The sequence below is a fragment of the Paenibacillus xylanivorans genome, from assembly GCF_001280595.1.
Taxonomy (GTDB): Bacteria; Bacillota; Bacilli; order Paenibacillales; family Paenibacillaceae; genus Paenibacillus; species Paenibacillus xylanivorans.
Window position 1 is genome coordinate 87,621 of the sequence record NZ_LITU01000045.1, and the last position, 24,567, is coordinate 112,187.

Annotated in this window: 25 protein-coding genes; 13 read left to right on the top strand and 12 right to left on the bottom strand. The window is 44.9% G+C overall.

The annotated features are described in order from the left end of the window. On the bottom strand, positions 1 to 575 hold a 575-nt coding region (locus AMS66_RS07395; RefSeq protein WP_053780183.1), incomplete at its 3' end, for an AraC family ligand binding domain-containing protein. Positions 576 to 693: 118 nt separating this feature from the next. Here AMS66_RS07395 and AMS66_RS07400 point away from each other — a divergent pair. Both AMS66_RS07400 and AMS66_RS07405 read left to right on the top strand, forming a co-directional pair. Further along, positions 694 to 1,698 carry a Gfo/Idh/MocA family protein gene (locus AMS66_RS07400; RefSeq protein ID WP_053780184.1) on the top strand — a complete coding sequence of 335 codons (1,005 nt, stop codon included), beginning with the start codon at positions 694 to 696 and terminating at the stop codon, positions 1,696 to 1,698. A 21-nt stretch (positions 1,699 to 1,719) separates the two neighbouring features. Continuing rightward, a complete protein-coding gene (locus AMS66_RS07405) occupies positions 1,720 to 2,667 on the top strand; it encodes an aldo/keto reductase (RefSeq protein WP_053780185.1) in 948 nt (315 codons plus the stop codon). 326 nt (positions 2,668 to 2,993) lie between these two features. Here AMS66_RS07405 and AMS66_RS07410 read toward each other — a convergent pair whose 3' ends face one another. Together AMS66_RS07410 and AMS66_RS07415 are read right to left on the bottom strand one after the other, a co-directional pair. Next, a complete protein-coding gene (locus AMS66_RS07410) occupies positions 2,994 to 4,013 on the bottom strand; it encodes a Gfo/Idh/MocA family protein (protein WP_053780186.1) in 1,020 nt (339 codons plus the stop codon). Positions 4,014 to 4,162: 149 nt separating this feature from the next. Beyond that, a complete protein-coding gene (locus tag AMS66_RS07415) occupies positions 4,163 to 4,939 on the bottom strand; it encodes a sugar phosphate isomerase/epimerase family protein (protein WP_053780187.1) in 777 nt (258 codons plus the stop codon). Between the two features lie 144 nt (positions 4,940 to 5,083). Here AMS66_RS07415 and AMS66_RS07420 point away from each other — a divergent pair, with 144 nt between their 5' ends. From AMS66_RS07420 to AMS66_RS07440, 5 genes are all read left to right on the top strand, one after another. After that, positions 5,084 to 5,902, top strand: a complete 819-nt coding sequence (locus AMS66_RS07420) for a helix-turn-helix domain-containing protein (RefSeq protein ID WP_082350607.1) — start codon at positions 5,084 to 5,086, stop codon at positions 5,900 to 5,902. A gap of 197 nt (positions 5,903 to 6,099) precedes the next feature. Continuing rightward, the gene (locus AMS66_RS07425; protein ID WP_053780188.1) at positions 6,100 to 6,798 is read left to right on the top strand and encodes a response regulator transcription factor; all 699 of its coding nucleotides are present in this window, start codon (positions 6,100 to 6,102) and stop codon (positions 6,796 to 6,798) included. Between the two features lie 21 nt (positions 6,799 to 6,819). Continuing rightward, on the top strand, positions 6,820 to 8,262 hold the full coding sequence (locus tag AMS66_RS07430; protein WP_053780189.1) for a sensor histidine kinase: 1,443 nt from the start codon (positions 6,820 to 6,822) through the stop codon (positions 8,260 to 8,262). Between the two features lie 122 nt (positions 8,263 to 8,384). Continuing rightward, positions 8,385 to 9,143 (top strand): ABC transporter ATP-binding protein, encoded by a 759-nt coding sequence (locus AMS66_RS07435; RefSeq protein WP_053780190.1) that lies wholly within the window; start codon positions 8,385 to 8,387, stop codon positions 9,141 to 9,143. A gap of 3 nt (positions 9,144 to 9,146) precedes the next feature. Further along, on the top strand, positions 9,147 to 11,552 hold the full coding sequence (locus AMS66_RS07440; protein ID WP_053780191.1) for an ABC transporter permease: 2,406 nt from the start codon (positions 9,147 to 9,149) through the stop codon (positions 11,550 to 11,552). A gap of 45 nt (positions 11,553 to 11,597) precedes the next feature. Here AMS66_RS07440 and AMS66_RS07445 read toward each other — a convergent pair whose 3' ends face one another. The 4 genes from AMS66_RS07445 to AMS66_RS07460 all read right to left on the bottom strand — a co-directional run bounded on the left by AMS66_RS07445 (position 11,598) and on the right by AMS66_RS07460 (position 16,336). Further along, entirely contained in the window at positions 11,598 to 12,800 is a 1,203-nt protein-coding gene (locus tag AMS66_RS07445) for a Ger(x)C family spore germination protein (protein ID WP_053780192.1), read from the bottom strand. Further along, entirely contained in the window at positions 12,797 to 13,894 is a 1,098-nt protein-coding gene (locus AMS66_RS07450; protein ID WP_053780193.1) for a spore germination protein, read from the bottom strand. The genes AMS66_RS07445 and AMS66_RS07450 overlap by 4 nt, the downstream gene beginning before the upstream one ends. Positions 13,895 to 13,920: 26 nt before the next feature. After that, positions 13,921 to 15,618: a spore germination protein gene (locus AMS66_RS07455; RefSeq protein WP_053780194.1), complete on the bottom strand. Its 1,698-nt coding sequence runs from the start codon at positions 15,616 to 15,618 to the stop codon at positions 13,921 to 13,923. Between the two features lie 154 nt (positions 15,619 to 15,772). Next, positions 15,773 to 16,336, bottom strand: a complete 564-nt coding sequence (locus AMS66_RS07460) for a methyl-accepting chemotaxis protein (protein ID WP_053780195.1) — start codon at positions 16,334 to 16,336, stop codon at positions 15,773 to 15,775. A 28-nt stretch (positions 16,337 to 16,364) separates the two neighbouring features. Here AMS66_RS07460 and AMS66_RS07465 point away from each other — a divergent pair, with 28 nt between their 5' ends. From AMS66_RS07465 to AMS66_RS07475, 3 genes are all read left to right on the top strand, one after another. Then, positions 16,365 to 16,613, top strand: a complete 249-nt coding sequence (locus AMS66_RS07465; protein ID WP_181014098.1) for a hypothetical protein — start codon at positions 16,365 to 16,367, stop codon at positions 16,611 to 16,613. Beyond that, the gene (locus AMS66_RS07470; protein ID WP_024631502.1) at positions 16,588 to 17,415 is read left to right on the top strand and encodes an energy-coupling factor transporter transmembrane component T family protein; all 828 of its coding nucleotides are present in this window, start codon (positions 16,588 to 16,590) and stop codon (positions 17,413 to 17,415) included. Before AMS66_RS07465 ends, AMS66_RS07470 begins: the two co-directional genes overlap by 26 nt. Positions 17,416 to 17,483: 68 nt before the next feature. Beyond that, positions 17,484 to 18,263 (top strand): PHP domain-containing protein, encoded by a 780-nt coding sequence (locus tag AMS66_RS07475; protein WP_053780197.1) that lies wholly within the window; start codon positions 17,484 to 17,486, stop codon positions 18,261 to 18,263. 83 nt (positions 18,264 to 18,346) lie between these two features. On the opposite strand, the gene AMS66_RS07480 is transcribed toward AMS66_RS07475, so the two are convergent. Next, complete coding sequence (locus AMS66_RS07480) at positions 18,347 to 18,790, bottom strand: VOC family protein (protein ID WP_053780198.1); 444 nt, start codon at positions 18,788 to 18,790, stop codon at positions 18,347 to 18,349. Between the two features lie 88 nt (positions 18,791 to 18,878). Between AMS66_RS07480 and AMS66_RS07485 the strand changes: the two genes are divergently transcribed. Further along, the gene (locus tag AMS66_RS07485) at positions 18,879 to 19,883 is read left to right on the top strand and encodes a helix-turn-helix transcriptional regulator (protein ID WP_053780199.1); all 1,005 of its coding nucleotides are present in this window, start codon (positions 18,879 to 18,881) and stop codon (positions 19,881 to 19,883) included. Positions 19,884 to 20,029: 146 nt separating this feature from the next. On the opposite strand, the gene AMS66_RS07490 is transcribed toward AMS66_RS07485, so the two are convergent. Further along, a complete protein-coding gene (locus AMS66_RS07490) occupies positions 20,030 to 21,223 on the bottom strand; it encodes an MFS transporter (RefSeq protein ID WP_053780200.1) in 1,194 nt (397 codons plus the stop codon). A gap of 160 nt (positions 21,224 to 21,383) precedes the next feature. Between AMS66_RS07490 and AMS66_RS07495 the strand changes: the two genes are divergently transcribed. Both AMS66_RS07495 and AMS66_RS07500 read left to right on the top strand, forming a co-directional pair. Next, the gene (locus tag AMS66_RS07495) at positions 21,384 to 22,280 is read left to right on the top strand and encodes a LysR family transcriptional regulator (RefSeq protein ID WP_053780201.1); all 897 of its coding nucleotides are present in this window, start codon (positions 21,384 to 21,386) and stop codon (positions 22,278 to 22,280) included. A gap of 5 nt (positions 22,281 to 22,285) precedes the next feature. Further along, positions 22,286 to 22,960: a VOC family protein gene (locus tag AMS66_RS07500; RefSeq protein ID WP_053780202.1), complete on the top strand. Its 675-nt coding sequence runs from the start codon at positions 22,286 to 22,288 to the stop codon at positions 22,958 to 22,960. A gap of 236 nt (positions 22,961 to 23,196) precedes the next feature. Here the strand turns inward: AMS66_RS07500 and AMS66_RS07505 are convergent, their stop codons facing one another. The 3 genes from AMS66_RS07505 to AMS66_RS07510 all read right to left on the bottom strand — a co-directional run bounded on the left by AMS66_RS07505 (position 23,197) and on the right by AMS66_RS07510 (position 24,528). Further along, the gene (locus AMS66_RS07505) at positions 23,197 to 23,826 is read right to left on the bottom strand and encodes a hypothetical protein (RefSeq protein ID WP_053780203.1); all 630 of its coding nucleotides are present in this window, start codon (positions 23,824 to 23,826) and stop codon (positions 23,197 to 23,199) included. A 307-nt stretch (positions 23,827 to 24,133) separates the two neighbouring features. After that, positions 24,134 to 24,298, bottom strand: a complete 165-nt coding sequence (locus AMS66_RS32260) for a hypothetical protein (protein ID WP_181014099.1) — start codon at positions 24,296 to 24,298, stop codon at positions 24,134 to 24,136. A 29-nt stretch (positions 24,299 to 24,327) separates the two neighbouring features. Next, positions 24,328 to 24,528 (bottom strand): hypothetical protein, encoded by a 201-nt coding sequence (locus AMS66_RS07510; RefSeq protein WP_053780204.1) that lies wholly within the window; start codon positions 24,526 to 24,528, stop codon positions 24,328 to 24,330. Positions 24,529 to 24,567: the final 39 nt, after the last annotated feature.

Here is a 24,567-nt window from a genome sequence, read left to right on the forward strand (position 1 = left end):
AACAAAAATGGCTGGCATGCCTCCTGCTGCATCTGTGGAAGCAGTCCAAGAATACGACTCTCGGCCTTGCTTGTGCGTGTGCTTTTCAGTGGAACAGCATGCTGCACGAACTCGGCCAGCACAGCGTAGGTCAGGGTAGATAGTTGGGCAGGACGCAGCATCCGGTTCTGCTCGGCCTCATTCAGTAGAGCCATATGTGCTTCTTCCCATGGAGCCTGCTGCCGCAGCGTCCACAACAGATTGCGATGCAACCCCCGCTCAATCATATAATCATGCAGCCTTTCACCGTAAAAATGAACCCATCGTACATCCCATGGATCATCTTCGCTGCTGTAGTAATGCTGCCTCTGCTGTGGGAAATACAATACAGCCTGACCGGCTCGAAGCTCATGCACTACCCCCTCCACTTCCACGTACCCCTTGCCCGCAGCAACGTAGTGAATATTGAAGTTGTTAAGTGCGCCAGCCTCCCGTAATACAGTGTGCTCGGGGTGGTCGACATAAAGTCCAACGGACTCTGGGTAACAAAAATATGGAATATCCTGCAAGGTTAGCAGTACAGTCTGTCTCATCATGGCCCATTCTCTTTTCTAAACAATATTGTGTTAACTCATTTCAATATATTATCATTTTCATTCATCCGTCTATTACTTATAATCACAATATACATTCATTCATAGGAGGAAACAACAAATGAATTCAGATCGAAAACTGCGCTGGGGAATTCTTGGTAGCGCTAGCATTGCCGTACGATCCGTTATTCCAGGTTTGCAGCAATCCGAGTTGAATGAAGTGACCGCCATTGCCAGCCGGGATGAAGAAAAAGCGAAACAAACCGCTGACCAACTCGGCATTCCTCAAGCTTATGGTAGCTATGAAGCTTTGCTTGCTGACGATTCCATTGATGCGGTCTACATTCCGCTTCCGAACCATCTGCACCGGGAGTGGACACTCCGTGCCGCTGAAGCCGGTAAACATATTCTGTGTGAGAAGCCGCTGGCACTGACGGAGCAGGAAGCTCAGGAGATGGTGCAAGCCTGCGAAGATGCTGGTGTGCATCTCGCTGAGGCACTTATGTACCGACACCATCCACGTTATGATCAGATTCGGGATATTATCGCCAGCGGAGAAATTGGTGAAGTCCGCGGCATTCATAGTACATTTTCGTTCAACAGTTCCGGCTCAACGGGCAATGTCCGTTTTCGTCGTGATTGGGGCGGCGGTGCTCTGTATGACATCGGTTGTTATTCCATCAGTGCAGCACGGCTGCTGCTTGGCCAAGAGCCTTCAGCCGCAACCGTCATTGGTATGTTCTCCCCAGAGCATGGTCATGTGGATATGATGGCTTCCGGCTTGCTTGAGTTCGACAATCATATTGGCGTGACCTTTGACAGCAGCATGTGGGCAGCCTTCCGCAACACACTGGAGGTGCTTGGATCGGATGGCATCATCGAGGTACCGTCTGCTTATATCAGCAATCCGGACCGCAGCTCCAACTTTTTCGTAATTGTTGATGGTGAGCGTAAAGAAATTGAAGTCCCACAGGTGAACCACTACTCCCTCCAGGGAGACGACATGGCACGAGCTGTGCTTCAAGGTAAGGCTCTGCGCTTCGCTCCATCCGATGCTGTAGCCAATATGAAGGTACTCGAAGCTTGTCTTCGTTCGGCAGAAGAACGTACACGAATCACATTATAAGAAAAGGGGATGAACTGAATTATGGAATACATTGAGATTGCTGGTGCAGGCAAACCTATCTCCCGATTGATTAAAGGAACCGATTATTTCTACCATGATTCCTATGAGAAAGCAGCTACGAACATGGATGCATTCCTGGCGATTGGCGGTAATACCGTTGACTCCGCGCATATCTATTGCGGCGGTCAGAGTGAAGAAGTGCTCGGACGTTACATGCAGGAACGGGGTAACCGTAACGAGATCATTATTTTGACCAAGGGTGCGCATCATGATCAGAATGGCCCACGCGTTAACGCTGATGCTATCCGCAGCGATCTTCTTACCAGTCTGGAGCGGCTTCAAACCGAACATGTGGAGCTATATGCCCTGCATCGGGATGACCCAAACATACCTGTTGGTGTGATCCTTGAAGCGTTGAACGAACATATTGAATCCGGCAAAATCGGCGCGATTGGCGCCTCCAACTGGACCTGGCAGCGGCTGGAAGAAGCTAACGCATATGCGGCCACTAATGGTCTGAAAGGTTTCACATTCAGCAGTCCGAATCTCAGTCTTGCCAAAGCAAACGAGCCGTTCTGGGCAGGCTGTGTATCAGCTGATGAAGAAACGCTGGCATGGCATGAGCGCACCAAGCTTCCTTTACTGTCCTGGTCTTCCCAGGCTCGCGGCTTCTTTACCGGACGATTTACCCCTGAAGTGCGGGATAATGAAGATCTGGTTCGTGTATTTTACAGTGACGGCAACTGGGAACGTTTGCACCGTGCTGAACAGCTGGCCGCGTCGAAGAAGACCACGCCAATTCAGATTGCACTTGCTTATGTATTGAACCAACCGTTTCCGACCTGTGCGCTGATTGGCGCTCAAAATCGGGAAGAACTACTTTCTTGTGACGAAGGTTCTCGCATCACACTAACTCGTGAAGAACTGGATTGGCTGGATTTGGGCAGTAATGTGAAACCAAGCGTGTAAAACTGGCATACACTTTTAATTCAATCTTGATGGTGAAGGGACTGACTCTTCCGCGATGTAGCGCGGAGTTGTCAGTCCTTTTTGGTATACCAGCTACTTTTCAACCATTGTAACCGTCCCACAGGATCAACGAATAGCTGTTCGCTATAGCCCGTATACCGCCAAACTTCCGGTTCGGACATGTTATATTTACGTATTCCACCCATCTGATTGTCATGAAAAAAGTAATAAAAAGAGACTACCTACCAGAAATATTTTTCTGATGGTAAGCCCCTTTTTAATATTAGATAGTTGAACTTTTAGAAAATGACGATGATATCGTTGTATTACAGCTTCACGATCTGACCAGTCTTCTCGGATTCGAATGCTGCCAGAATGACTTGCAGGGAACGCAGACCTTCTTCACCGGAAATGCTTGGAGGTGTTTGCGTTACAATCGACTCTACAAAAGCGTCAATAACGCCGCTTGGTACTTGTTTATCGTTGGTAGCCATTGCGCCAACTTTGTATGTTTCAACCGTACCGTTAGTCAGCTCAACGATAACCTCGTCTCCTTCTACCGTTCCGATCTTCATCACACCATTTTCACACCACAGAACCGTACTGTTATCTCCTGCTCTGTATTGTGTCCAGCTCGCTACCAGCGTTCCGATTGCACCGCTCTTCATGCGCAGCAGGCAAGTTGCGTTATCGTCCACTTTGGTGTTCTCCTTGTGCAATGTGCTGATGAAACCAGCAACTTCGGACACTTCATCATCCAGCAAATAACGGATAAAGTCCGATTTGTGCACGCCCAGGTCACCCATAGCACCCATAATCGCTTCTTCTTTGCGGAAGAACCAGCTTTCTGCACCGTCTACGCTCCAGCCTTCCGGACCCGGATGACCAAAGGAAGTACGGAAATTCAGGACTTTGCCGAGTTTGCCGGAGTCCAAAATTTCTTTGGCTTTTATGTGCGGAGGCATCAAACGCTGGTTGTGTCCAACCATCAGATACACACCGTTTTTCTTGGCAGCTTCGATCATTTGCTCGCCTTCTTCGGTTGTAACCGCCATCGGTTTTTCCACCAATACATGTTTACCGGCATTCGCAGCAGCAATGGCCATCGAGGCATGCAGGTAGTTCGGCGTACAAACACTAACTGCATCCACTTCTTCGCTTGCAAGCAATTCTTCGTAGCTGGAGTAAGCTTTACCACCGTAAGTTTCGGCCATCTTTTCTGCACGCTCCACGATCGGATCGGCAAAAGCGACAAGTTCTACGTTCTCATTGGCAGCGTACTCTGGAATATGTCTGCGCTCGGCAATGGCTCCACAGCCGAATACAGCAACTTTAATTTTACTCATGTACAAATGTCTCCTTTGACAAATAAATTAGCATTTTTCATAATTCGATTTTTATCGTTCTTGCGTACAAGATCTAGACGAACAGAATCATTTCGATCTATATCTTGCTGATTGGAAATCACTCTTGGGATTTATGCAAAATGCTCAGATTAGAATTGGTTCAGGTAATTCTGCTTCAGCCAGTTATGGCTGTTGGCTACGCTTTCAAGCGGTGGGTTCTGGCAAACGTCCTGTTCCACGATCAGCCATTCTACACCTGCACTTGTAGCCGCTTCAATAACAGCTGGCAGATTAACCGAACCCTGTCCCAGTTCCAGTGTCTTCATCTGGCCCTGTTCGTCTTTGCTGAAGTCTTTCAAGTGAAGCAACGGCAAACGGCCTGCATATTTATTGATATACTCAATCGGATTTTGTCCGGCAAATTGTACCCAACATACGTCCATTTCCACTTGAACCGCTTCAGGTGTCGTTTGAGTAAACATCGCATCAAAGGCATTTTCGTCGCCAACCTGGCCGTGGAATTCAAAATCATGGTTATGATAACCGAAGATCAGACCTTGTTTGGTCGCTTCTGCACCGTATTGTTGCAATTCGTTGAACAGTTTGGTCCAGCCTTCTGCATTCTCTGGACGATCTTCAGGCATCAGGTAAGGGCAGATCATATATTGAGCCCCAATGGTTTTGAGGTAATCGATTTGTTGTTGCAAATCTTCACGCATCGCATGCAATGAAACGTGACTGCTGAAACCTTTCAGTCCAAGCTCATCCAATAGCGCTTTCATTTCTTCGGCAGGAATGTCTCCATAACCGGCAAATTCGACACCTTCATAACCAAGCTCTGCTACCTTGCGCAAAGTTCCACGGAAATCTGCTGCAGTTTCATCACGGAGCGTAAACAATTGCAAACCAATATTAAGTTTTTTCATAATAGATACACCTCTGCTCTCAAATTTGCTTTCATTGCTCTATCTGGTATCATCCTAACGCAAAACAGGCTAGAATGAACATATACAATATCGTCAGAACATGAACTATCTGATCAAATTTTTAAATTTGGAGGATTACATCTTTTGGAAACCTCAGTACTGATCTGTGACTATTCCTATCACTACAAGGCGTTTAACCACAATATGAAGGGCGAGTTGCAAACGTATCTGTTCCGTCTGCAAACCGAAGGCTCTTGCAAAGTATATGTACAGGATGAAGAATTTAAGATGACTGGCGGGGATTTACTGCTGCTCAAACCCGGAGACGACTATTATCTCGTGGTGGAAGAACCTCATAAGGAGGGCCGGTTGTCCAGCGGAGACTATTATTTGTTCTGTGAAGGGACCTGGATTGAAAGCTGGTGGAAGCGTCACCATCGGTCCACCGTGAGCCACATCGGACTGGATGATAAATTGATCAGTCTTTGGCGCAATATGCTTCTGGAGAAACGCCGTGGACCGCTTGAGGAAAATATAGAACTGAGTGACGCACTGCTGCGGGGCTTGTGTCTGTATATCGATCGGGCTATCAAGGAGAATATTCAGACGGATCGATCTGTTTCCTCGACGCTGAAGCTGAAGCGATTCATTGAAGAGCATGCCACCGTGACCTTCAAACTCGAAGAAGCCGCCCGCTACGCAGGACTAAGCCTGTCTCGTGCGGTGCGATTATTCAAGGAGCACTATGGCCAAACAATGATCCAGTATGCAATTGAGATTCGGCTGAACGCTGCTTTGGAGCGTATGAAGTACAGCGATATGACCCTGGAACATATTGCTGAAACATGCGGCTTTGCAAGCTATTCCTATTTTCACCGGGTATTCCGATCCCATTTTGGAATGTCTCCGGCAGAATATCTCAAATCCCAGGCCCATCAGTCCATTGATCTGGAGCATTTATAAGTTTAGTTGTAGCGGGACTCTTTCTCTAACTTCAGGGAAGAAGGTAGCTGATTTCCAGTCGGCTCTTTCTTCCAAAAAACCTCTTCCACTTCCCATGACATCATGGAAACAAACCAGTATAGTTAAAATATAGTATTCCTACAGATTCATACATAGCTCAATCTTATACTGCCACTCTACTATTTGGAGAGATTTCAATGGAAACCAAACGTAAAATCTTAATTATTGAAGACGAACATGATATTTCGCGCATTTTGCGAGATTATTTAACCAAAAATCAGTATGAAGCCGCGGTGGCCAGCAATGGACAAGACGGGTTGCTGATGATGGACATGCTTCAGCCGGATTATATTATTCTGGACATCATGCTTCCGGATCTGGACGGAATTGATGTATGCCGCGAAATTCGGCGGCGAAACAACATCCCCATTCTTATTTTGAGCGCAAGGGGCAGTGATACGGACAAAGTGCTCGGCCTGGGTTTTGGGGCGGATGACTATATGACCAAACCTTTCTCCCTAAGCGAATTGCTTGCCCGAATCAATGCCCACTTCAGACGATACGATAGTATGATGACCGAGCGGGACGGAGCACATCTGTTACGTCTGGCTAACCTGGAAATTGACAAGAAAGCCTATAAGGTCACTCTAAACGATAACGAGGTTTCTCTCTCCGCCAAGGAATTTGAGCTACTGCATTATCTGGCGAGCAACAAAAATCAGGTTTTTTCCAAGTCCCAATTGCTTGATGCAATCTGGGGATATGCTGCATACGGGGATGAAAATACAGTTACCGTGTATATTCGCAGATTGAGAGAAAAAATTGAGGCGGACCCTTCCCATCCTGTTGTTCTGAAGACTGTATGGGGAGTCGGATACAAATTCAATCATGAATAGGCAAAGATTGGAGGAGGCAACATGTCACTGAACACCTGGTCCGCACGATGGCTCAAAACATCATTCATCCTCCTGTTTATTCTGATCGGATGTAGTCTGGTTCTGTTTCTTAATCTGCTTGAAAACCGAAATTCGACTGCGTCTACATTGTCCATGCAGCAAGTTCGTCTCCGGGTTAACCCCATCCTGCTCAACCTGGAACAGAACAATCATCTACTGCAGGAACCAAGAATTCGGGAACATCTTCTTTCCATCGTCAAGGAAAACGGGGTCGAACTGACCTATGTTGGATTGGATGGGACTATATTGCTGTCCTCTTCTCCCTTCTCTGAAGGAAAACAAGTTAATCTGCGATCAGCCCTGCATTATGATCTGAACCATGCCGTACAGACTATGAACGGAAACGACTCGCTTAACATCGCTTTCCCTGTGATGTCTGGTCCCGCAGGAAGCCAGATTGGCAATGCCATCTTCACAATTCCCAAGTCCATGGTTATTGTCCATGAAACTGTGATATTCCCTTTCTTTATTTTGGGCGCACTCTGGATCACTTCCATGATTCTTGGCATTTATCTGGTGCTGATGAAGAAAAAATTGAAGACACAGCTGCTCTCCCCCATTCATCAGTTGAAACAACATGCCGAATCCATTCTCAAAGGACAGTATAATGAACCGATTCAATATAACCGGATGAATGAAATGAGCGAACTATACGCCATGTTTGATCTGATGCGAACAGAAATCATGCATTTAAGTGAACTTCGTATCCGGCAGGAAACTGCGCAAAAAGAACTCATTACCAATATTTCTCATGACATTAAAACACCGATTACAACAGTAAAAGCGTACATAGAAGCTATTCTTGAAGGAATGTGCTCCGATAAGGAAACGCTGATGGAGTATATGAAAGTCATGCAGACCAATACGGACAAAACAGCTCGACTTGTCGAGGATCTGCTTGTTCATGCACTGCAGGAGCTGGGGCAGATTTCTGTGGAGCCGCGTGAAGTATATAGCAGCCCTGCCTTTGAGAGTATGTTAAAACCGATTGGACATGTTGTTGCAACGAGTGGAATGATCTATGAGGCACCCAAAAACATTCCAAATGTATTAATTCAAATAGATCCTATTCGAATTGAACAAGTCATTTCCAATCTCGTCTCGAACGCTCTTAAGCATACTTCTCCAGGAGACGCCATTCGTATAAATCTAGAGCTGGAAGACGACCAATTCAACGTCACAATCGCCGATTCAGGCCAGGGAATACGTGCACAGGACATGCCTTTTGTTTTTGAACGTTATTTCAAAGGCCAGACTTTCTGGTCAAATAAAAACGTTCACGAAGGGACAGGTCTAGGTCTGTCTATCTGCAAAAGCATTATTGAAGCGCACGGAGGAAATATCTCCTTTTCAAGCAAAGAAGGACAGGGTACAATCTTTCAGTTTAATCTCCCGATTTGCTGAGCGAATAAGCGACCCTATCTGGCCATATGGTGCCTGTAATACTTTATTCATAATTTGATAAGGCCTCCTCAATATCCCTCCTTTAGAATGAGCCCTATACTACAAATCGGGAGTGATCATACGTGGCGAAAAAGCCCATCATCCGCGCACAAAATCTGTGCAAGACGTACAATACCGGCAGTGAACAATATCATGCTATTCGCAACGTCGATCTTGATATTTATGATGGGGACTTCACGGTCATCATGGGCAACTCCGGCTCCGGAAAATCAACCTTGTTGTATCTACTGAGCGGGCTGGACCATGTGACGGCCGGCGAAGTCTATTTCCATGACCAACGCATTGATGCCTATAGTGAACGAGAAATGTCTGACTTCCGTATTCGCAGGATCGGATATATCTATCAGAGCATCAATCTGGTCCCAGACCTTTCTATTAAAGAGAATATCGCTTTGCCAGGGTATATTGCAGGAACTAAAAAAAATGAAGTACAAACAAGAACCTCTCAATTGATGGATGCCATGAATATCGGTAGTCAGAGCAATCGTCTTCCTTCTCAAACTTCAGGGGGCCAGCAGCAAAGGGCTGCCATTGCACGTGCTCTGATCAATTCTCCGGATATCATCTTTGCCGATGAACCTACTGGAAGCTTGAACTATGAACATGGCAAAGCTGTGCTGGATATCCTCACGAATATCAACCGGAAAGGACAATCCGTTGTCATGGTTACACATGATTTTAAGGCAGCCTGTCGGGCAGATCGACTTATTTTCATCCGGGATGGCAAGGTAGGTGGCATTATGGAGTTTGAGAAATATGATGAATATCATATCCATGATCGAGAATCAATGATCTTCGCTTTTGTCTCGGGGAAGGAGTAATCTATGGCTGCCATGTTGAAACTGAGCCTCTCCTATCTGAGCAGAAGTAAAATACAAAACCTGTTTATCGCTCTGCTGATTCTTCTTTCTACACTCCTTGTATCTACGGCAGTCATCATCCTGGCCAATACAGGCAATCAATTTAAGAATATGCATGACCAAACGAATGGATCTCATCAGATTCTGACGTTTGAGAAAGGGTTGAATGATCCCAATGATGTACATCAATGGTGGACTGCTCAGAAAGGAATCGAAGTATCTCCATTACTGACCTATCACACATTATCAGGCATCACCTTTAAAGGTATGGATATTCCCAACGTTTATCTTTACATGCTGAATACCCCTTCACCCCCATGGGGGGTGGATGAACTCATTTTTTCAAGCGAAACTGCAAGAAACGATGTTCCCGAACAAGGTAAGGTCTGGATTCCGACTTCATTGGCGAATGCCTACAATATCTCGGTAGGAGATACGGTAGGCTTCAAGACAGGTTCGAGCACACTTGACCTGAAGGTATCCGACATTGTGGTCGATTTGCCATATGGAGCCCCCTTCACCAACACAGCACGAGTATGGATGAATCCCACAGATTATCAAACTGATTTCGATTCAATCGCGGGTAAAGACAATTATATGATGGGTATCCATTTTGACGATTACAGCACAAATTCAAGCTATTGGGAACGTTATGCGAGCGAAACCGGCACTCCTTTCCTGGAAGCCAAAATGGAGTTCGAGAGTATCTCCTCTTTCTATTTAATCATTAACCAGATTATTGGGTTCATCATGATATTCCTAGGTATTGTTATGCTTGTAATCGCCCTTATTACCATCGGATTTACGATTTCGGATGCCATTCTGGCCAACTATAAAACGATCGGCATTCTCAAATCCATGGGCCTCACTTCAAGCAGAACCATAGGTACATATGTTATTCAGTACTCTTTACTATCCGTTGTTGCCATTCTCCCAGGCCTCGCACTGAGTGTGGTAATATCCAAATTTATCATTAGTATCTCCGTGTCTTCCCTTCAGGTAGGCAATCGTCATATTGCGATCAACGGAATTAGTGAAGCCATTTTAGTAGGTGTGTGCCTGTTTGCATTAGTGATATTGTTCGTCGTTATGTATGCCAAAAAGGCACGCAGCATCCAGCCGGTGCAAGCCATCCGCTATGGAATGTCAGAGGTGGATAATACCCGTATAGCAAACCGAATAAATTCGCCATTAGGTAACTGGGTCGGTTTTGCGCGATTGCCTGTAGCCGTGGTCATCGGAATCCGCAACTTGATCAAGAATACCAAAAGTTCTGTTTTGATGCTGCTGCTGACCACAATGGCTTCCTCCGTACTGGTGCTGGGGTATGTTCTATTGACCAGCATCACTGGAATTTATCAGACTGCCGCCCAATGGGGGTATGACAATGCCAATATCGCAGCTGTAGTTGTTAACAAAAATACATTTCCCCAGGCTGAGCTGAAGCAAGCGTTAGGAAAGGATTCGAGGATTAGAAATGTGGGTTGGCAAGGAAACATTACCGGAGTAGTTAGTCCGGAGTCTTCATCAGAAATGCAGGGCCAATCCACCAGCCTATATCTGAGTGTACTCGACGGAAGTTATCAGGAGCTTGGGTTTGAGACGCTAAAAGGAGATAATCCTCGTCAAGCGAATGAAGTTGCCATTGGTGTAAGTGTCGCTAAGACATTAAATAAAGAACTCGGTGACCTCATAGATCTTTACATTGAGGGAGAAAAACGCACATTCATTATCACCGGAATCTATCAGGCAATCGCCAACATGTCCGTATCAGGGCGGATTACCATCGATGCCATGAGAACGGTGAACCCGTCTTACGGTGATTTCGATGCCATTTTCATCAACTTAAAAGATCCAACGCAAGCAGATACGATTGCAGGGGAATTAAATGAGCAATTCAAAGCTTCCGCTTCAGTCGTAACCCAAAAGACACTGCTCGATTCGGTCTATGCAGAAGCCGCTGACATCCTCATCTATCCCATGAGCTTGATTGGGCTATTGTTTATCCTTGCTACATTCATCATTATTTTCAGTACCTGCCGAATCAGTATCCGTAAAGAGAGCAGAACGTACGGAATCTACAAATCCATTGGCATGACATCCCGTCGTATTCGATTGTCGGTAGCCATGGGAATAACGATTTTGTCTGCCATTGGAGCGATTCTGGGTACCGCAGTAGGTGTGTATGTGCTATCCATGCTACTTGAGATGGTCCTGTCCGGATATGGCATCGTACATCTTCCACTTATTTTAAATTGGGGAGGCATTATTCTGTTCGCTTGCCTAAGCATTGGTGCAGCAACTCTTGGTTCCTGGTTCTCATCGAGAGTTATTCGTGAAGCATCCCCACGTATGCTGGTTATTGAATAACTTAGACAAAAGAATAGCAATCCAATGAGGGGACTCCCCTCATCTTTAATCCGTCGATGATCCAGAATCTATGATTTTAATTTTCACACTATAAGTTACGGGAATCTGGCTAAACGTTTCATCCCAATTTTTTTTGACTTTTTTCCATACTTCCGGATATTTGATCCGTAACTGCTCTCCGAATCCGGCCACTTCCACCCGATAGGTGTTCTGCATTTTGCTCATAACTTGATGTATTTGTTCTTTAACTGTATCAGCAAACTTCACCTCCAATTCCTGAATGTACTTATCTGTTGAAGGGATCTCTGGAGAACTCCAATCTTCCATGAGTTGGCCCTCTGATTCAATCTTTACATGAAAAGAAATGTTATTACCTTGGATTATTGGAGTAATCTTACTCTTGGTAGACTTGATTTCATAGGTTACTGTATGTCCATTAGGTTGAGCATACGATTTCACAGCTCCTTCTTGGGCCTCCCCTGTGATCCATGACAATCCTTCGAGTTCAATCTGATTTAAGGAGCCGATCCACTTTTTCGTTTCTCCTTTATAGATCTCTGCCCCTGAAAATTTATGTTCCCCCTCAGCTGTAAGGACATTCTGCAGCAAAAAGCTTGCTCCTGATTGCATCTTCCCGTCAAGTTTCGCGAGAGATACAGGAGGAAGGATCTTGTTGGAACGGTACGAATTAGCCACCACTCCCTTTAAATAAAAGGCTGGGATTTCACCCGGCTCCTTGGAGCTAAGAGCTTCCCTGGCTGTTCCATGGCTCACCAGAATAAGTGAACTGGGACGGATATCATTATCGCGCAAAATAAAATCAAGCAGCTGCTCCAAGCTATATTTCTTGGTCAACTCATGGGAAACCACAATGACTTTTAAATGATGACCTATGAGCGGACGGTCTCTTCTTAGAGCAAACTGACGAAAGATTTGAAACATGGAATCTCCCGTCAACCTTTCATTCAAAAAAGATTGCCCTTCGGAAGCACCAGCACTTTTTTGAGTTTCCTGTTTGGGCCCAATCCGTGGAACAATCTGAACGGTAGTTGTAAAATTATTTTTTTTGGGATAATGACCTCCTTGTTCATTAATACTCTTTTCAAATTTCGATTCCTCAGCCACGTCCAATCCCAAACCCACATAAACACTTAGATCTTCGATTTCTTTACTGCTCCAACATCCAGAGGTAAACACTAGCAGCAACAACGTTAACAAAATGGTGAATTGCCTTCTGAACCTGCTCAATTGTACTTTCCTCCTTTTTTTCGGATCATACTCAACAGCAGCAGCAAAAGCGGTATAACACCAAACAAATAAATGGAAACATATCCGACAGCATCGCCTAGTTTAAACGTGTCGTTCGCATTCTCTGGTAGCATAGCAATGATATAAATAATGGGAAGTAACATGATCATAAATGGCAGTAGCTTTTTATTGAACAATTGTGAACATCCGAGAGAAGCAGCATAATGGGTAATCGTAGAAGTAGAGAAAATCTGCATAATCCAGATAACCAGCAACAAGGATTCGAATCGTTCAAAGACCAACCCCTCAATTTCAAAGCTGCGCATTAAGTCAAGGGTTGGCCACGTTCTTGTTTTCATGCCCTCAATAGACAAGCTGCCAATGACCATAACCAATGTAATGAGATAGATTCCCATAGGAATAAGGATTCCCCAGACCATGGCTTTCTTTCCCTTCTCCGGATTTTTCATAAAAGCCATAACTACAAACATGATTTCATAACCTGTATACGCAAGAGTCGTAGGCTTAAGTCCCTTAATAACAGGCATAATCCCCTCTCCCAGCACAGGCCTCAAATTATTGATTTCAAACAGATCGCTGCTCAGAAAAATGGCCAGCACAAAAAGAATTAGCGTAATGGGCAAAATGATCTCATACAAGCGAGCCATGGAGTTGACACCTCCTGAGATCAGATAAAAACCGATCCACATGAACACCATGACAATGGCCCATACCGGGGTTCCCTCCAATAAATATAAACCGGTGACATCAGCCATCACTCTAATTTCAAAGGCAGAGATGGTAATAAAATATAAAATGATTATTACTCCCAAGACATAAGCAATCCATTTTCCCGTAATTTCCTCAGTGAATTGGAAAACGGTCTTCCCTGGAAATCGTTGGCACAGAGTTACGAGGATTATACCCATTACCATAACTAACAGACCGGACAATATAATTGAGATCCATACGTCAGGTGTATTAGCAGCCGTCACTGTGGTTCGAGGAAGTGTGAGGATTCCCGCACCCAACATGTAATTGATGATAAAGGCTGCGGCTTGAACTGTCGTCAGTTGGTCCTGTTTACGATTCATGGTTCACCTCCTGAATATCCATATGCCTACTTTTTGCGATCAGGGTCTTTCGGATGCATCATACTTGGACGCTGCTTCATCATTCCTAACGGTGCTCGAATAAAGAAATCTTTCCAATCCGACAGGCTGTAAGGCACAGCCGGGGTGACATAAGGAATTCCAAAGCTTTTTAACCGAACCAGATGACTGCAGAGCAACAAGAAAAACATAACTACCCCATACAGTCCAAAGATCGCCGCGCTGAACATTCCAAAAAAACGTAAAATACGCAGCGTTATCCCGGCACTATATGTAGGGATTGCGAACGAAGAAATCGCAGTAACTGCTACAACTATAACCAGAAATGGACTGACAATTCCGGCCTGTACAGCGGCCTCCCCAATAATCAGACCGCCAACGATACCCATCGCCGGTCCAATTGGCTTGGGCAGACGAATTCCTGCTTCCCGCAAAATTTCAATGGAGGTTTCCATAATCAACGCCTCAATAATAGACGGGAATGGCACACCTTGTCTGGTTTGAATAATGGTTAAAGCCAGCTTGGTCGGAATAAGACCCGGATGGAACGAGATAAAGGAGATATATAAAGCTGGTCCGAGCAGGGCAATCGTGGCCGCCAAGAAACGAAGCATACGCAGAAACGTCCCCGGAATCCAGCGTTCGTAATAATCTTCGGGAGATTGAAGCAGCATGCTGAAGGTCGACGGCACTATTAATGCAAATGGTGTTCCATCCAATAAAATAGCTACACGTCCCTCTAACAACCCACTGACTACACGGTCGGGTCTCTCTGTATTCTGAACCTGTTGGAAAGGGCTCAGCTCATCATCTTCAATCAGTTGTTCCACATAACCGGATTCCAGCATGATATCCATGTCCAGGTTCTGGACTCGTTTTTCCACTTCTGTGACAAGATCGGCATTGGCAATATCTTCAATATACGCAATAACCAGATCCCTCTTGACCCTAGTACCCACCTGATGTTTGGTCATAAACAAGGCATTGCTGCCTCCGAATTGCCGCAGTATTCCGGTATTATCGCTTAACCGCTCGGTAAAACCGATTCTTGGCCCGCGAAGCAGTGCCTCCGATACCGGCTCTTCCAGACTGCGGCTTTTTCCCTTGGCTGAGCCAACAAGAAGAGCTCCGGTCATTCCTTCAATAAATAGAGCGTTTTTGCCGGTAAGAACCGCCCGCGCCGCTTGTTGCAATGTCTCCGCTTCCTGAACTTGACTAACAGGCAGCAGCTGACTTCTCACGTAAGCTTTGAGTTCATTTGCATCTCTCGGTTGTTCAAATATTTTCCGCTCTGTGTCGGGAACCCCCTTAATCATAAGGGGCGTGAACATGTGCGTATCGATCAGATCATGATCTACTAGCCCATCAACGTATATGACAGCCGCAGGCGTATTAGTTCCTCTTATCGTAAACTCCCGTATAAATACGTCCGCATTCTGACCAAACGTTGCTTTTACACTAATTAGATCCTTAGCATAATCCCCGGTAAGCTGTATATTTGCGTAACTTCCAGTCTCTTCGTTAGAAGAAGAAGAATTGGTCGATGCATCCTGATTTTGTTGATCTTTATTGGAAAAGGTCCCTTTCTTTAAGGATGATCGCAACCACTGGAACCCTTTCAAATACAAAATCGGCAACAAAAACAATAAAAAGGCCTGTCCCCAAATAGGCCACTCCGGCACATAAGAAAGTATTTTCGACCACATCCGGATCACCCCATTATCTAGACTTTCTTGGTAACATTGAGTATTGTTTCCCTGATTGTCTACAATAATTCCCGGTCTTTTCACAACAAAAAAAGCAGGCCACCAGTTCGGCTCCTGCTCCCATATGTACAATATTCAATTTAAATGGAACGGTTTAGAAGATTTTGGTTACATGCTGCGCTTTGGCATCCAGCAGATGTGCAGACGCCGCAATGGTTGTAAAATCATTCAACGCCACCTCGATCTGCTGCTGACTTCGCTCCACATATCCTTCAACCTTCTGTGTTCCGCCAGAAATGTTCGTAATCTCTTTCGTTATCCCATTCACACTATCCCGAATCTCATTAATGGAATTTTCGACCATGGCCGATAGTTTGCGTACTTCCTTGGCTACCACATCGAACCCGCGCCCATATTCGCCTGCATGTGCCGCTTCAATCGCAGCGTTCAGGGCCAAAAGCTGGGTCTGCGACGCAATTTCGCGAATCGTTTTAACGACTCCCTGTATAGAACGTGCCTGTTCTTGCAAATGGTTCAGTGTCGCTCGGTTGTGGGCGGAAACTTCAGATATATACGTGATACTGGACATCAGCTCACGGCTTCGCTCAATGCCGATATCAGCATGTTCGTTCAGATCATGTGACATCGTCTTCAGTTCGTTAACTACAGCTGAAATATTATTCTGACGGCTTGTGATGTTTGTAGCTATTTTGGACACTGGTTCAATTCATCATAAACGGGCATATATGTGGGCCAGTCGTGTTATCGTGCTTCACAATGGTCAGGTGGAAGCAGACGGCACACCTGCCGACGTGTTTGCGGATGAATCCCTTCTGCGCCGCTCCGGACTTGCACTTACACAGATCATGGAACTCTCACACCGGATGGGACTGCCGACACTTTCACCGACAACTGAAGCTTTTGTTGATAGCCTGTTGAATCAATCACTCACCAAGGAGGATGCTCCTCATGCAGCTTGTCCGCAACTGGTTTGACAAAATATCCATTGAACGCATTCAGCTTGAGCTGATGAATACTGTATATGGCAGCGGGCATGCCAGCCTGTCGCGGATTGATCCCCGTGCCATGCTGATCTGGTATCTTTTTTTTGCCATCGTTCCCTGGTTTGTTCATAACGGGACTGTGCTGCTCGGCATGTTCCTGTTGATGGTGACTACCACCATATTGTCCAGAGCCGCTCCCTTTATCATTATCATTCTCTGCCTAGGGTTAATCGGTCAGGTCGGGTGGATGTTCATCATCTCGCTGTTCTTCGGTGGCAATCTGGAATCTGCATTCCCTTTGCTGCTGCTCACCTTGAAGCTGTCCATCGTCTCGCTGGCGAGTATCACCGTCTTTTCGGGCATGGACCCGGAACGCATCGGCGATGGATTACTTGCACTCGGCATGCCTGCAACGTTCTCCTTCAGTCTGTCATATGCTTACCGCATATTGCCGGTGCTGTTCGGTGAATTCCGCAACATCATGCTTTCTTACAGACTGCGGGGTCAAGTTCCTTCCCGACACGGATGGCTCTATTGGAGGCTCGTTGTTTATTATATGAAGCTGTTCGTTGTGTCCTTCTTCCCGCTCATGCTGGCTACCGCCAAGCGTTCGCGCACAACCGTGGAAGCACTGGAGACACGTGGTTTCTCGTACGGCATGAAGCATCCCGAATCCAAACGCCTGAAGCTCGCCCATCTGAAAATCACCTCACGTGACCTCGGATTTCTCGCCGGATCGGCAATCTATGTTGCACTGCTATTTTGGCTCGGTGGGCATTACGAAATACTGTAGTTCAAAATGAAATTCTATCATTAAAATTCATATCATTAACCATTCATGGAATAAAAGGAGTGTCTTCTATGCGCATTGATCTTCATACACACGGCAAACTATCCAAAAACTCTGATTTCTCGGTCGATTACTTTACCGAAATGGTCAAGGAAGCCAAAACCAGCGGGCTCGAAGCCCTCGCGCTTACCGAACATTTCAACACCCGCAACTTCTACGAGGTCTACGAGACGCTGGACCGTCTCTATCCTTATAACGGAGAGTACTATGATGCAGACGGGCTGCGCATTTTTCCCGGTATGGAAGTAGACATTCAGGAAACAGGACATATTTTGCTGATGGGTCAAAAAGAACACATCCTTGCCGTTCGCAACGGCCTGGAACAATATACGGCCAAAGGTTCATTCATTCCTTTTGCCGAACTGCTGGATTTGGCCGAAGCCTGGCCCCTGCTCAAAATTGGCGCACACCCATTCCGCGAATCCACCCCGCTGTATCAGCTGGATCGTGATTTACTGGGACGTCTGGACGCCTTTGATTTGAACGCCAAGGATATGTACCAATACGGCATTGAGACGTGCCGCGGCCAGGTTGAACCATTCGCCCACTCCCTCGGTAAACCCGTCACTGCCGGAAGTGATACCCACCAGTGCCTGCAATACGGCAGTGTCTTCAATGTGCTGGATCGTCCATGCGCATCGGTTGCTGAGCTCAAAGAGCAGATTCTTGCGGGTTCATACACCATTGAAATCTCCTCCGATCTTCCTCTCCGTGTCAAAGCCTCCGTTATGCTTAAGAAAGTGATGAAACGTCTTGCCAAGCTGGACGCCGCCCGTTTGCAGCAGGTTTAGAGAAAACGACAACTTCTAAAGAATTCAAAATGAGCCCGAAGGATATACATCCTCCCGGCTCATTGCGGATTCATTTTTCCTAATTAAAAATCATGCACCGTCACACATAGCTGAATCACGATTCCGAACGGATCACGGACAATTCCATACCCCGGACTAAACTCGTTTTGCTCATAAGGCACCAGCACTGTAACCTGCTCATGTTGTACCAACGAATTATACAGCTCAGTCATCGTACTTTTATCTTTCGATTGAATGCATAATGACACGCTGTTTCCCAGCTGCCACGGCCGCCCCGTATCCATTTCCTCCTCAGCAATCATCAATTTGTTTACCCCGATCTGAAGCACCGAATGTGTAATATATTCATCCTGGCCTTCAGGATATTCAAACCCCGGGTTCATTTCCTTCATCTCTTTATAATTTTTCTTGAACAACACGTTAGCTCCCAAGTACTTCTCATAAAAAGCAATGGCTGCCGCAGCGTCTCCATTCATCGACAGAAACGGGATCACTTCAAAATTCATCTGTATTGCCTCCTTCGTTTGATTGGATTACACTGTTTACTATAACAACAAAAGGTGCCAAGCTATGGCACCATTGAGAGGTTTTTTTATGAAAAAATCAGAACGCATGAACCAGATGCTGCGCTTTATTAATCAAAAACAGCACTTTACCCTGCAAGATCTTATGCAGGAGTTTCAGATATCCAAGAGAACCGCGTTAAGAGACATCGCGTCATTGGAGGAGATCGGTGCACCCATTTATGCTGAGTACGGACGTTACGGGGGATATCGTTTGCTACAGCAGATGCAGCTTCCACCCATTTCGTTTAATACGAGTGAGCTTCATGCTCTCTACTTTGCGATGCAGGCATTGCGCAGCTTTACCAACCTGCCCTTTCAGATCTCTTTTCGTTCCATTCACGAGAAGTTTCTAAGTGCCCTATCCGAAAACCAGAGACAGGATATTGAACAAATCCAGCATCGGGTCTCTTTCCGACACACCGAACAAATCCGGAATAGTGAGCATCTGGAGTTTCTATTGATGGCCGCTGTTCAAAATATAGTGATACAGATTACGTATCAGAACATTCGCAGCAGTAGCAGCAACCCACATAACAGCTCAAATTCCGACAAACCCAAGCCCAGTACCCGTACCATTCAGCCCATCGCCCTCTATGCTATGAAAGGCTACTGGTATTGCCAGGCGTATGATCTCGATAAACAGGCGTACCGTGTATTCCGATGTGATCGAATCGCTTCACCTGAGACGACAGATATCGAACCTATGACTCATATTAATGAACTCAATCTACAGGATGCCCATTCGTTATGGAAACCATCAGAAGACGCTATCCCATTCAAATGTCTGATCAATGAAGACGGGATCGAGCTGTTCCAGCAAGAACAGTTTCCATCCATGCAGCTCATTAACGAATCTGGAGCTGATTCCGGACGAACTGGACACGCCTATTTAGTCGGGTCGTATGAAGCCCATGAGCTTGAATTCATCATTCGCTATCTCGCAAGCTTCGGCAAGTCCATCAAGATCATGGAACCCGACACATTAAAAGAGTCTTTAAGACAGCACTATCTGGATTTGCTCAACCATGTTTAACTATCGCTACAAATGATATAAGTTCAACTAATGATTGTACACTGGACCACTGGGCGGTCAGAACTTTCGATCGGTGTTATCATGCATATAATTAGTCCACTTGATATAGTCCCGCTGGTGTTTGTTATCTCATCTCATATCAATTTTTATAAATTAGGCTCTGGTTTATCATGAACCGCTGGAGAGCTTTTTTTATTGCCAATCGCTAACTGAACCATGATTTGCAGCACAATGATTATAGCCAGACCATAGAACGCTTGAATGAAGCTGCCCGTGGTATCATGTAGCCAACCAATTGTCAGCGGACCAAGGGCTCCCAGAATATAGCCGCCGGATTGAGTCATCGCTGACCATGCGCTGGCTTCCTGAGCGTTATTCGTCTCATCAATGGGCAGCATCAATGCGATTGGGAAGAGTCCCCCGGCACCAATACCGAGTGGGATCGCGGCCAGCCAAGGACTGACGGACAGGTTCAGCATCAAGACTCCTATCAACTCCATTAACGCACACCCTACAAGCCAGAATACACGTCTTTGGTAACGGTGTACGAGCATTGGAATGAATAACGTAGATGGTAATGAAATCAAAGTAAATAACGTTTGGATACTTCCGGCAGTTTCTTTCGTATATCCCTGGCTTTGGATCGCCGGTGCAAGCCAAGCCGTTAAAGAATAGAAAATCGCTGCCATCAAACCGAAAAACAACGTCAGTACCCATGCTCGACTATTTTTTACTGGAAGAGCTTCAACGTCCACAGCTGAAATCTGCCCGGATTGTCGATCCTTTCGTGCTGACAAGGCTAATTTCATCCAGATGGGCAAAGCAATGACAGCGAGCACTGCCCACACCGCAAGAGAACCTTTCCACGACCCACCCAGAATATTTTGAAGCGGAACGGATAATCCAACACTTATGCTGGCCCCCATGACCATTGCTGTAGAGTAGATACCCACCATGGCAGCAACTCGCGTTGGGAAATACTGTTTAATAAAGCTGGACAACAGCGGCCCCGCGAGTGCAATCCCTACTCCGGATAGAAAAGAAGTAAACATCATCAGAGGCGTTGCACCTACGAACAACCGCAATGCCGTACCTATTCCAATAAGCATTAAAGCCAACACGATCGCACCTTCATTCCCCCACCTCCTGCTTAGCTTTACGGAAAATGGAGCGAATATGCCCATACATAATACGGGAAGAGTGGTTAACAGGCTTGCGGTAATTCCACTAATACCCAGCTCACTTTGTATGGTACTCATTAGTGGAGAAATGGATGTAATGGGTGGTCGCAGATTCAATGAAGCGAGAATAAGAGCCAGAACGATATAAAAAAGTTTCACTATGGATCACCTCATGTATGGTTATAGAGTTGCATTCACTAATGATCCAGGTTGTAGATCTTTTTGTGGTGCAAGACTAGTATAGAAGTATTATAATGATTGAACAATACAATAGTTTTTATTATAATGATTATAAATACCAATGATTAGAGGTGATTTCATGGAAATCCGTCAAATGGAGAACTTCATCGTCGTTTGTGAAGAGCTCCATTTCACACGTGCAGCAGATAAAATCGGCATTTCTCAACCTACCTTGAGTCAACAGATTCGAGCGTTGGAGGATGAGTTGGGTGTTCCCTTGTTCGACCGGGTGGGTAAAAAGATTGTGATGACGCAGGCGGGAACGCTATTCCTTGAGCATTGTGTACAAATGGTTCGCCATTTACAGAATACCCAAGATGCATTGGCTGAATTCCGCAATGATCAGCGAGGCAAGCTGGTGATTGGAGTCCTACCGTCCGATTTGGACTACCGTCTAACTCCATTGCTCGTTAATTTTCATGCCCATTTTCCCAAGGTGAAATTAAAGGTTGTTTCTTCGATTTATGTATTGAATCAAGTGTTGGATAACGAAGTCGATATCGGCATCGAGCTCACTTCGATTTCCGATGATCGTCTTGTGCGCATTCCTTTGTGCAGCGAAGAATACGTACTCGTCGTTTCGGAGAACCACGCTTGGGCTGAACGAAATGAGATTGGAATTAAGGAACTGCGCGATATTCAAACGGTGATGTTCCCCGAAGGGTTCACAGGCAGAGAACTGGTTGATGGCTATTGCCGCAAATATGGGTTTACCCTGAATACGATCATGGAGACGAGTTCGGCTACCTCCATCATTAGTCTGGTCAAAGCGAATGTTGGCGGAACTGTGCTGCCCTATCCACTAATCAAGGCGATGAATGAACCAACACTTCGCATCATTCGAATTACGGACGATGCTCCTTACCGCCACTTTGAGATCATTCATCGGTCCGACCGTTACCTGACCCAATCTGCCAAAGCATTTATTGAGAAAACCATTGATTATTTTAATCAAGGATACGTAGAGGGAGAGTAACTTGAATGCAAATAAAAGAGGTTAAGTTGTTCACAGATCAAATGGAGGCAATGAAGCAGTTTTACGTTATGTTATTGGAGTTAGAGCTACTGAAGGAGAGTACTTCGGACGTATCGTTCCGCACTGGAGATTCGATCCTTTCATTTCAGCAAGCTCCTGGTCAGGAAAAGCCCTTCTATCATGTGGCATTTACGATTCCTACAAACCAACTCGCTAAAGCCAAAAAGTGGGTTCAAGATCGAAACATACCATTGCTTTCCAAGGACCATAAAGATGAGTTCTATTTCCCCTACTGGGATGCAACAGCTTTCTATTTCTATGACCCGAGCGGCAATTTAATGGAGTTCATCGCTCACCATTCGTTAAATAATGCAGTCGACGAAGCCTTTGATTCTGGGCAACTGCTATGTATTAGCGAAATCGGGCTTCCCGTCGATGATGTGCCCGATACAATAAGCAAAATGAATGGACAGTATCAACTTGAACCCTTTGCCGGAGACGGAAAGCAATTTGCCCCCATCGGTGACGCAGATGGCATGTTTATTGTAATCGACAAAGAGATGCCCTGGTTCCCAGACGGACGCAAGCCCGGGGTATTTGCCACTGAGGTGAAGGTTGAAACTGGTCGGACTGGGAGTATTTTGTTGCAGAATGGGATTTACTTTATTGTTTCAATTTAGATCAGAGAATCCTGTACTGTGATTCCCCCTATATTCGAAGGGAATTTGCTCTCTTATAACAAAGGACAAAGCCCTTTATATTCAGAGGGTCTGTACATATATAGTTAAACTATTTGCGCATAACAAAAGGGTCCTGACGACAAATTGTCATCAGAACCCACGAACTTTGTAAATTCCACCACATATAAAGCATTCTAAAAACAGTTAAGATATCGTGCCCGTAATACCATCATTAATTAACGAATTAACTCAATATCTAAATTTTCAGAAAATGTCATATGATCTTTTGAGACTCGGTCTAGTCCAATGATGACGTTTCTCCAAATATTGCTGTCAAAAAAATCGTTTCGCATTTCATTTAATACATGGCCTATCACTTCATTTTGATTCTGATAGGTTATTCCATCGTATTCTGCGTCAATAACCTCTACCCATTTATCTAGCAGTGCAAGTATACCTTTCAAGTTTTCTTCGTCTTTTTGGGTAAGCATCATTGGGTCCAATTTTCTAAAATAAGTTTCTAAATACATAGCAACAACTGAAGTATTGTTTTGGATTGTATGGGAATCAATTAGATTAAAATATTTAGAAAACTCATCATATTCTTGAGACTTCATAGAGATTTTATTCACAGAATAGATAAGATTATTCTTCGATTCTGGACTGACGTTTCCACTTAAAATCTGTTCGACTTCTTCCCGCGAACCAAGGATCGACCCAATCAACTGACTTTGATCGTTACTGAGGTTTTGAGAAAAATAAGCTTGGTATTTTTGATTTCGACTGTTTTCTTTATATAACATACTCAATAATATACAGATTACCACCAATATAATAACTTTAACTATTTTAGTATTAATCTCCATTTTCTCCTTTATGAAAGGTACCTCCATTCCTTTGTAGTAGTAACTATCTAGTTATTAAACTTGTTATCTATATGTATTAACGTGTGGGTAAAAAGGAGGTTTAGCTACGCGAACATTCAAATTCACTAAATTATTCGAATTCTTGCTCTTCATCTCTCCACGATCCCCTACATAGACAAAGATTTATTTATTACATATATTCTTCGACTGGGCCACAACCATAAGGTTGGCAAACTGAATTGTCGAAACCGTTAGGCTCTTGGTGCATCCAAAGAAAGATAATAAGCGCCAACGCTTACAAGTACTCCTAATAGTTTTCACCTGTAGGTCCGCCTGAAAAGGTCTTGATCCATTGTGATACTGGCAAAGAAGATGGTGAATTTTCCTGATCCTGAGCGAAGGCTGGAATTGCAATAGATGTAGAGAGCAGAAATCCTGCAATAAATGTTTTAGCAATTTTTAATTCTATCATTTTATGCTCTATTCATACTTTCCTTTTTTCTATTTCTTTTTTTTGAAGAAATCAAACTTGATCACATAATCAAAGAGAGAGGTAATTACAACAGCTCCAAGTGGAATCATTGCGTATACCCATGGCGGATTATTCGGAGCTTCACCAGGAGGTGCATCAGTTAAAATCTCAAAAAGAACAACACAATAAATTACGGCCAATACAATACCTGTTACGTTTCTATTTTTCATAGCTGTTTTTCACCTCAAATTCACTTAATAAATTCAAAG

Excerpts from the sequence above, each read along its gene's own strand:
- AMS66_RS07400 (WP_053780184.1), top strand. The coding sequence starts at position 694 with ATGAATTCAGATCGAAAACTGCGCTGGGGAATTCTTGGTAGCGCTAGC.
- AMS66_RS07405 (WP_053780185.1), top strand. The coding sequence starts at position 1,720 with ATGGAATACATTGAGATTGCTGGTGCAGGCAAACCTATCTCCCGATTG.
- AMS66_RS07410 (WP_053780186.1), bottom strand. The coding sequence starts at position 4,013 with ATGAGTAAAATTAAAGTTGCTGTATTCGGCTGTGGAGCCATTGCCGAG.
- AMS66_RS07415 (WP_053780187.1), bottom strand. The coding sequence starts at position 4,939 with ATGAAAAAACTTAATATTGGTTTGCAATTGTTTACGCTCCGTGATGAA.
- AMS66_RS07425 (WP_053780188.1), top strand. The coding sequence starts at position 6,100 with ATGGAAACCAAACGTAAAATCTTAATTATTGAAGACGAACATGATATT.
- AMS66_RS07430 (WP_053780189.1), top strand. The coding sequence starts at position 6,820 with ATGTCACTGAACACCTGGTCCGCACGATGGCTCAAAACATCATTCATC.
- AMS66_RS07440 (WP_053780191.1), top strand. The coding sequence starts at position 9,147 with ATGGCTGCCATGTTGAAACTGAGCCTCTCCTATCTGAGCAGAAGTAAA.
- AMS66_RS07450 (WP_053780193.1), bottom strand. The coding sequence starts at position 13,894 with ATGAATCGTAAACAGGACCAACTGACGACAGTTCAAGCCGCAGCCTTT.
- AMS66_RS07455 (WP_053780194.1), bottom strand. The coding sequence starts at position 15,618 with ATGTGGTCGAAAATACTTTCTTATGTGCCGGAGTGGCCTATTTGGGGA.
- AMS66_RS07465 (WP_181014098.1), top strand. The coding sequence starts at position 16,365 with ATGTGGGCCAGTCGTGTTATCGTGCTTCACAATGGTCAGGTGGAAGCA.
- AMS66_RS07470 (WP_024631502.1), top strand. The coding sequence starts at position 16,588 with ATGCAGCTTGTCCGCAACTGGTTTGACAAAATATCCATTGAACGCATT.
- AMS66_RS07475 (WP_053780197.1), top strand. The coding sequence starts at position 17,484 with ATGCGCATTGATCTTCATACACACGGCAAACTATCCAAAAACTCTGAT.
- AMS66_RS07480 (WP_053780198.1), bottom strand. The coding sequence starts at position 18,790 with ATGAATTTTGAAGTGATCCCGTTTCTGTCGATGAATGGAGACGCTGCG.
- AMS66_RS07485 (WP_053780199.1), top strand. The coding sequence starts at position 18,879 with ATGAAAAAATCAGAACGCATGAACCAGATGCTGCGCTTTATTAATCAA.
- AMS66_RS07495 (WP_053780201.1), top strand. The coding sequence starts at position 21,384 with ATGGAAATCCGTCAAATGGAGAACTTCATCGTCGTTTGTGAAGAGCTC.
- AMS66_RS07500 (WP_053780202.1), top strand. The coding sequence starts at position 22,286 with ATGCAAATAAAAGAGGTTAAGTTGTTCACAGATCAAATGGAGGCAATG.
- AMS66_RS07505 (WP_053780203.1), bottom strand. The coding sequence starts at position 23,826 with ATGGAGATTAATACTAAAATAGTTAAAGTTATTATATTGGTGGTAATC.
- AMS66_RS32260 (WP_181014099.1), bottom strand. The coding sequence starts at position 24,298 with ATGATAGAATTAAAAATTGCTAAAACATTTATTGCAGGATTTCTGCTC.
- AMS66_RS07510 (WP_053780204.1), bottom strand. The coding sequence starts at position 24,528 with ATGAAAAATAGAAACGTAACAGGTATTGTATTGGCCGTAATTTATTGT.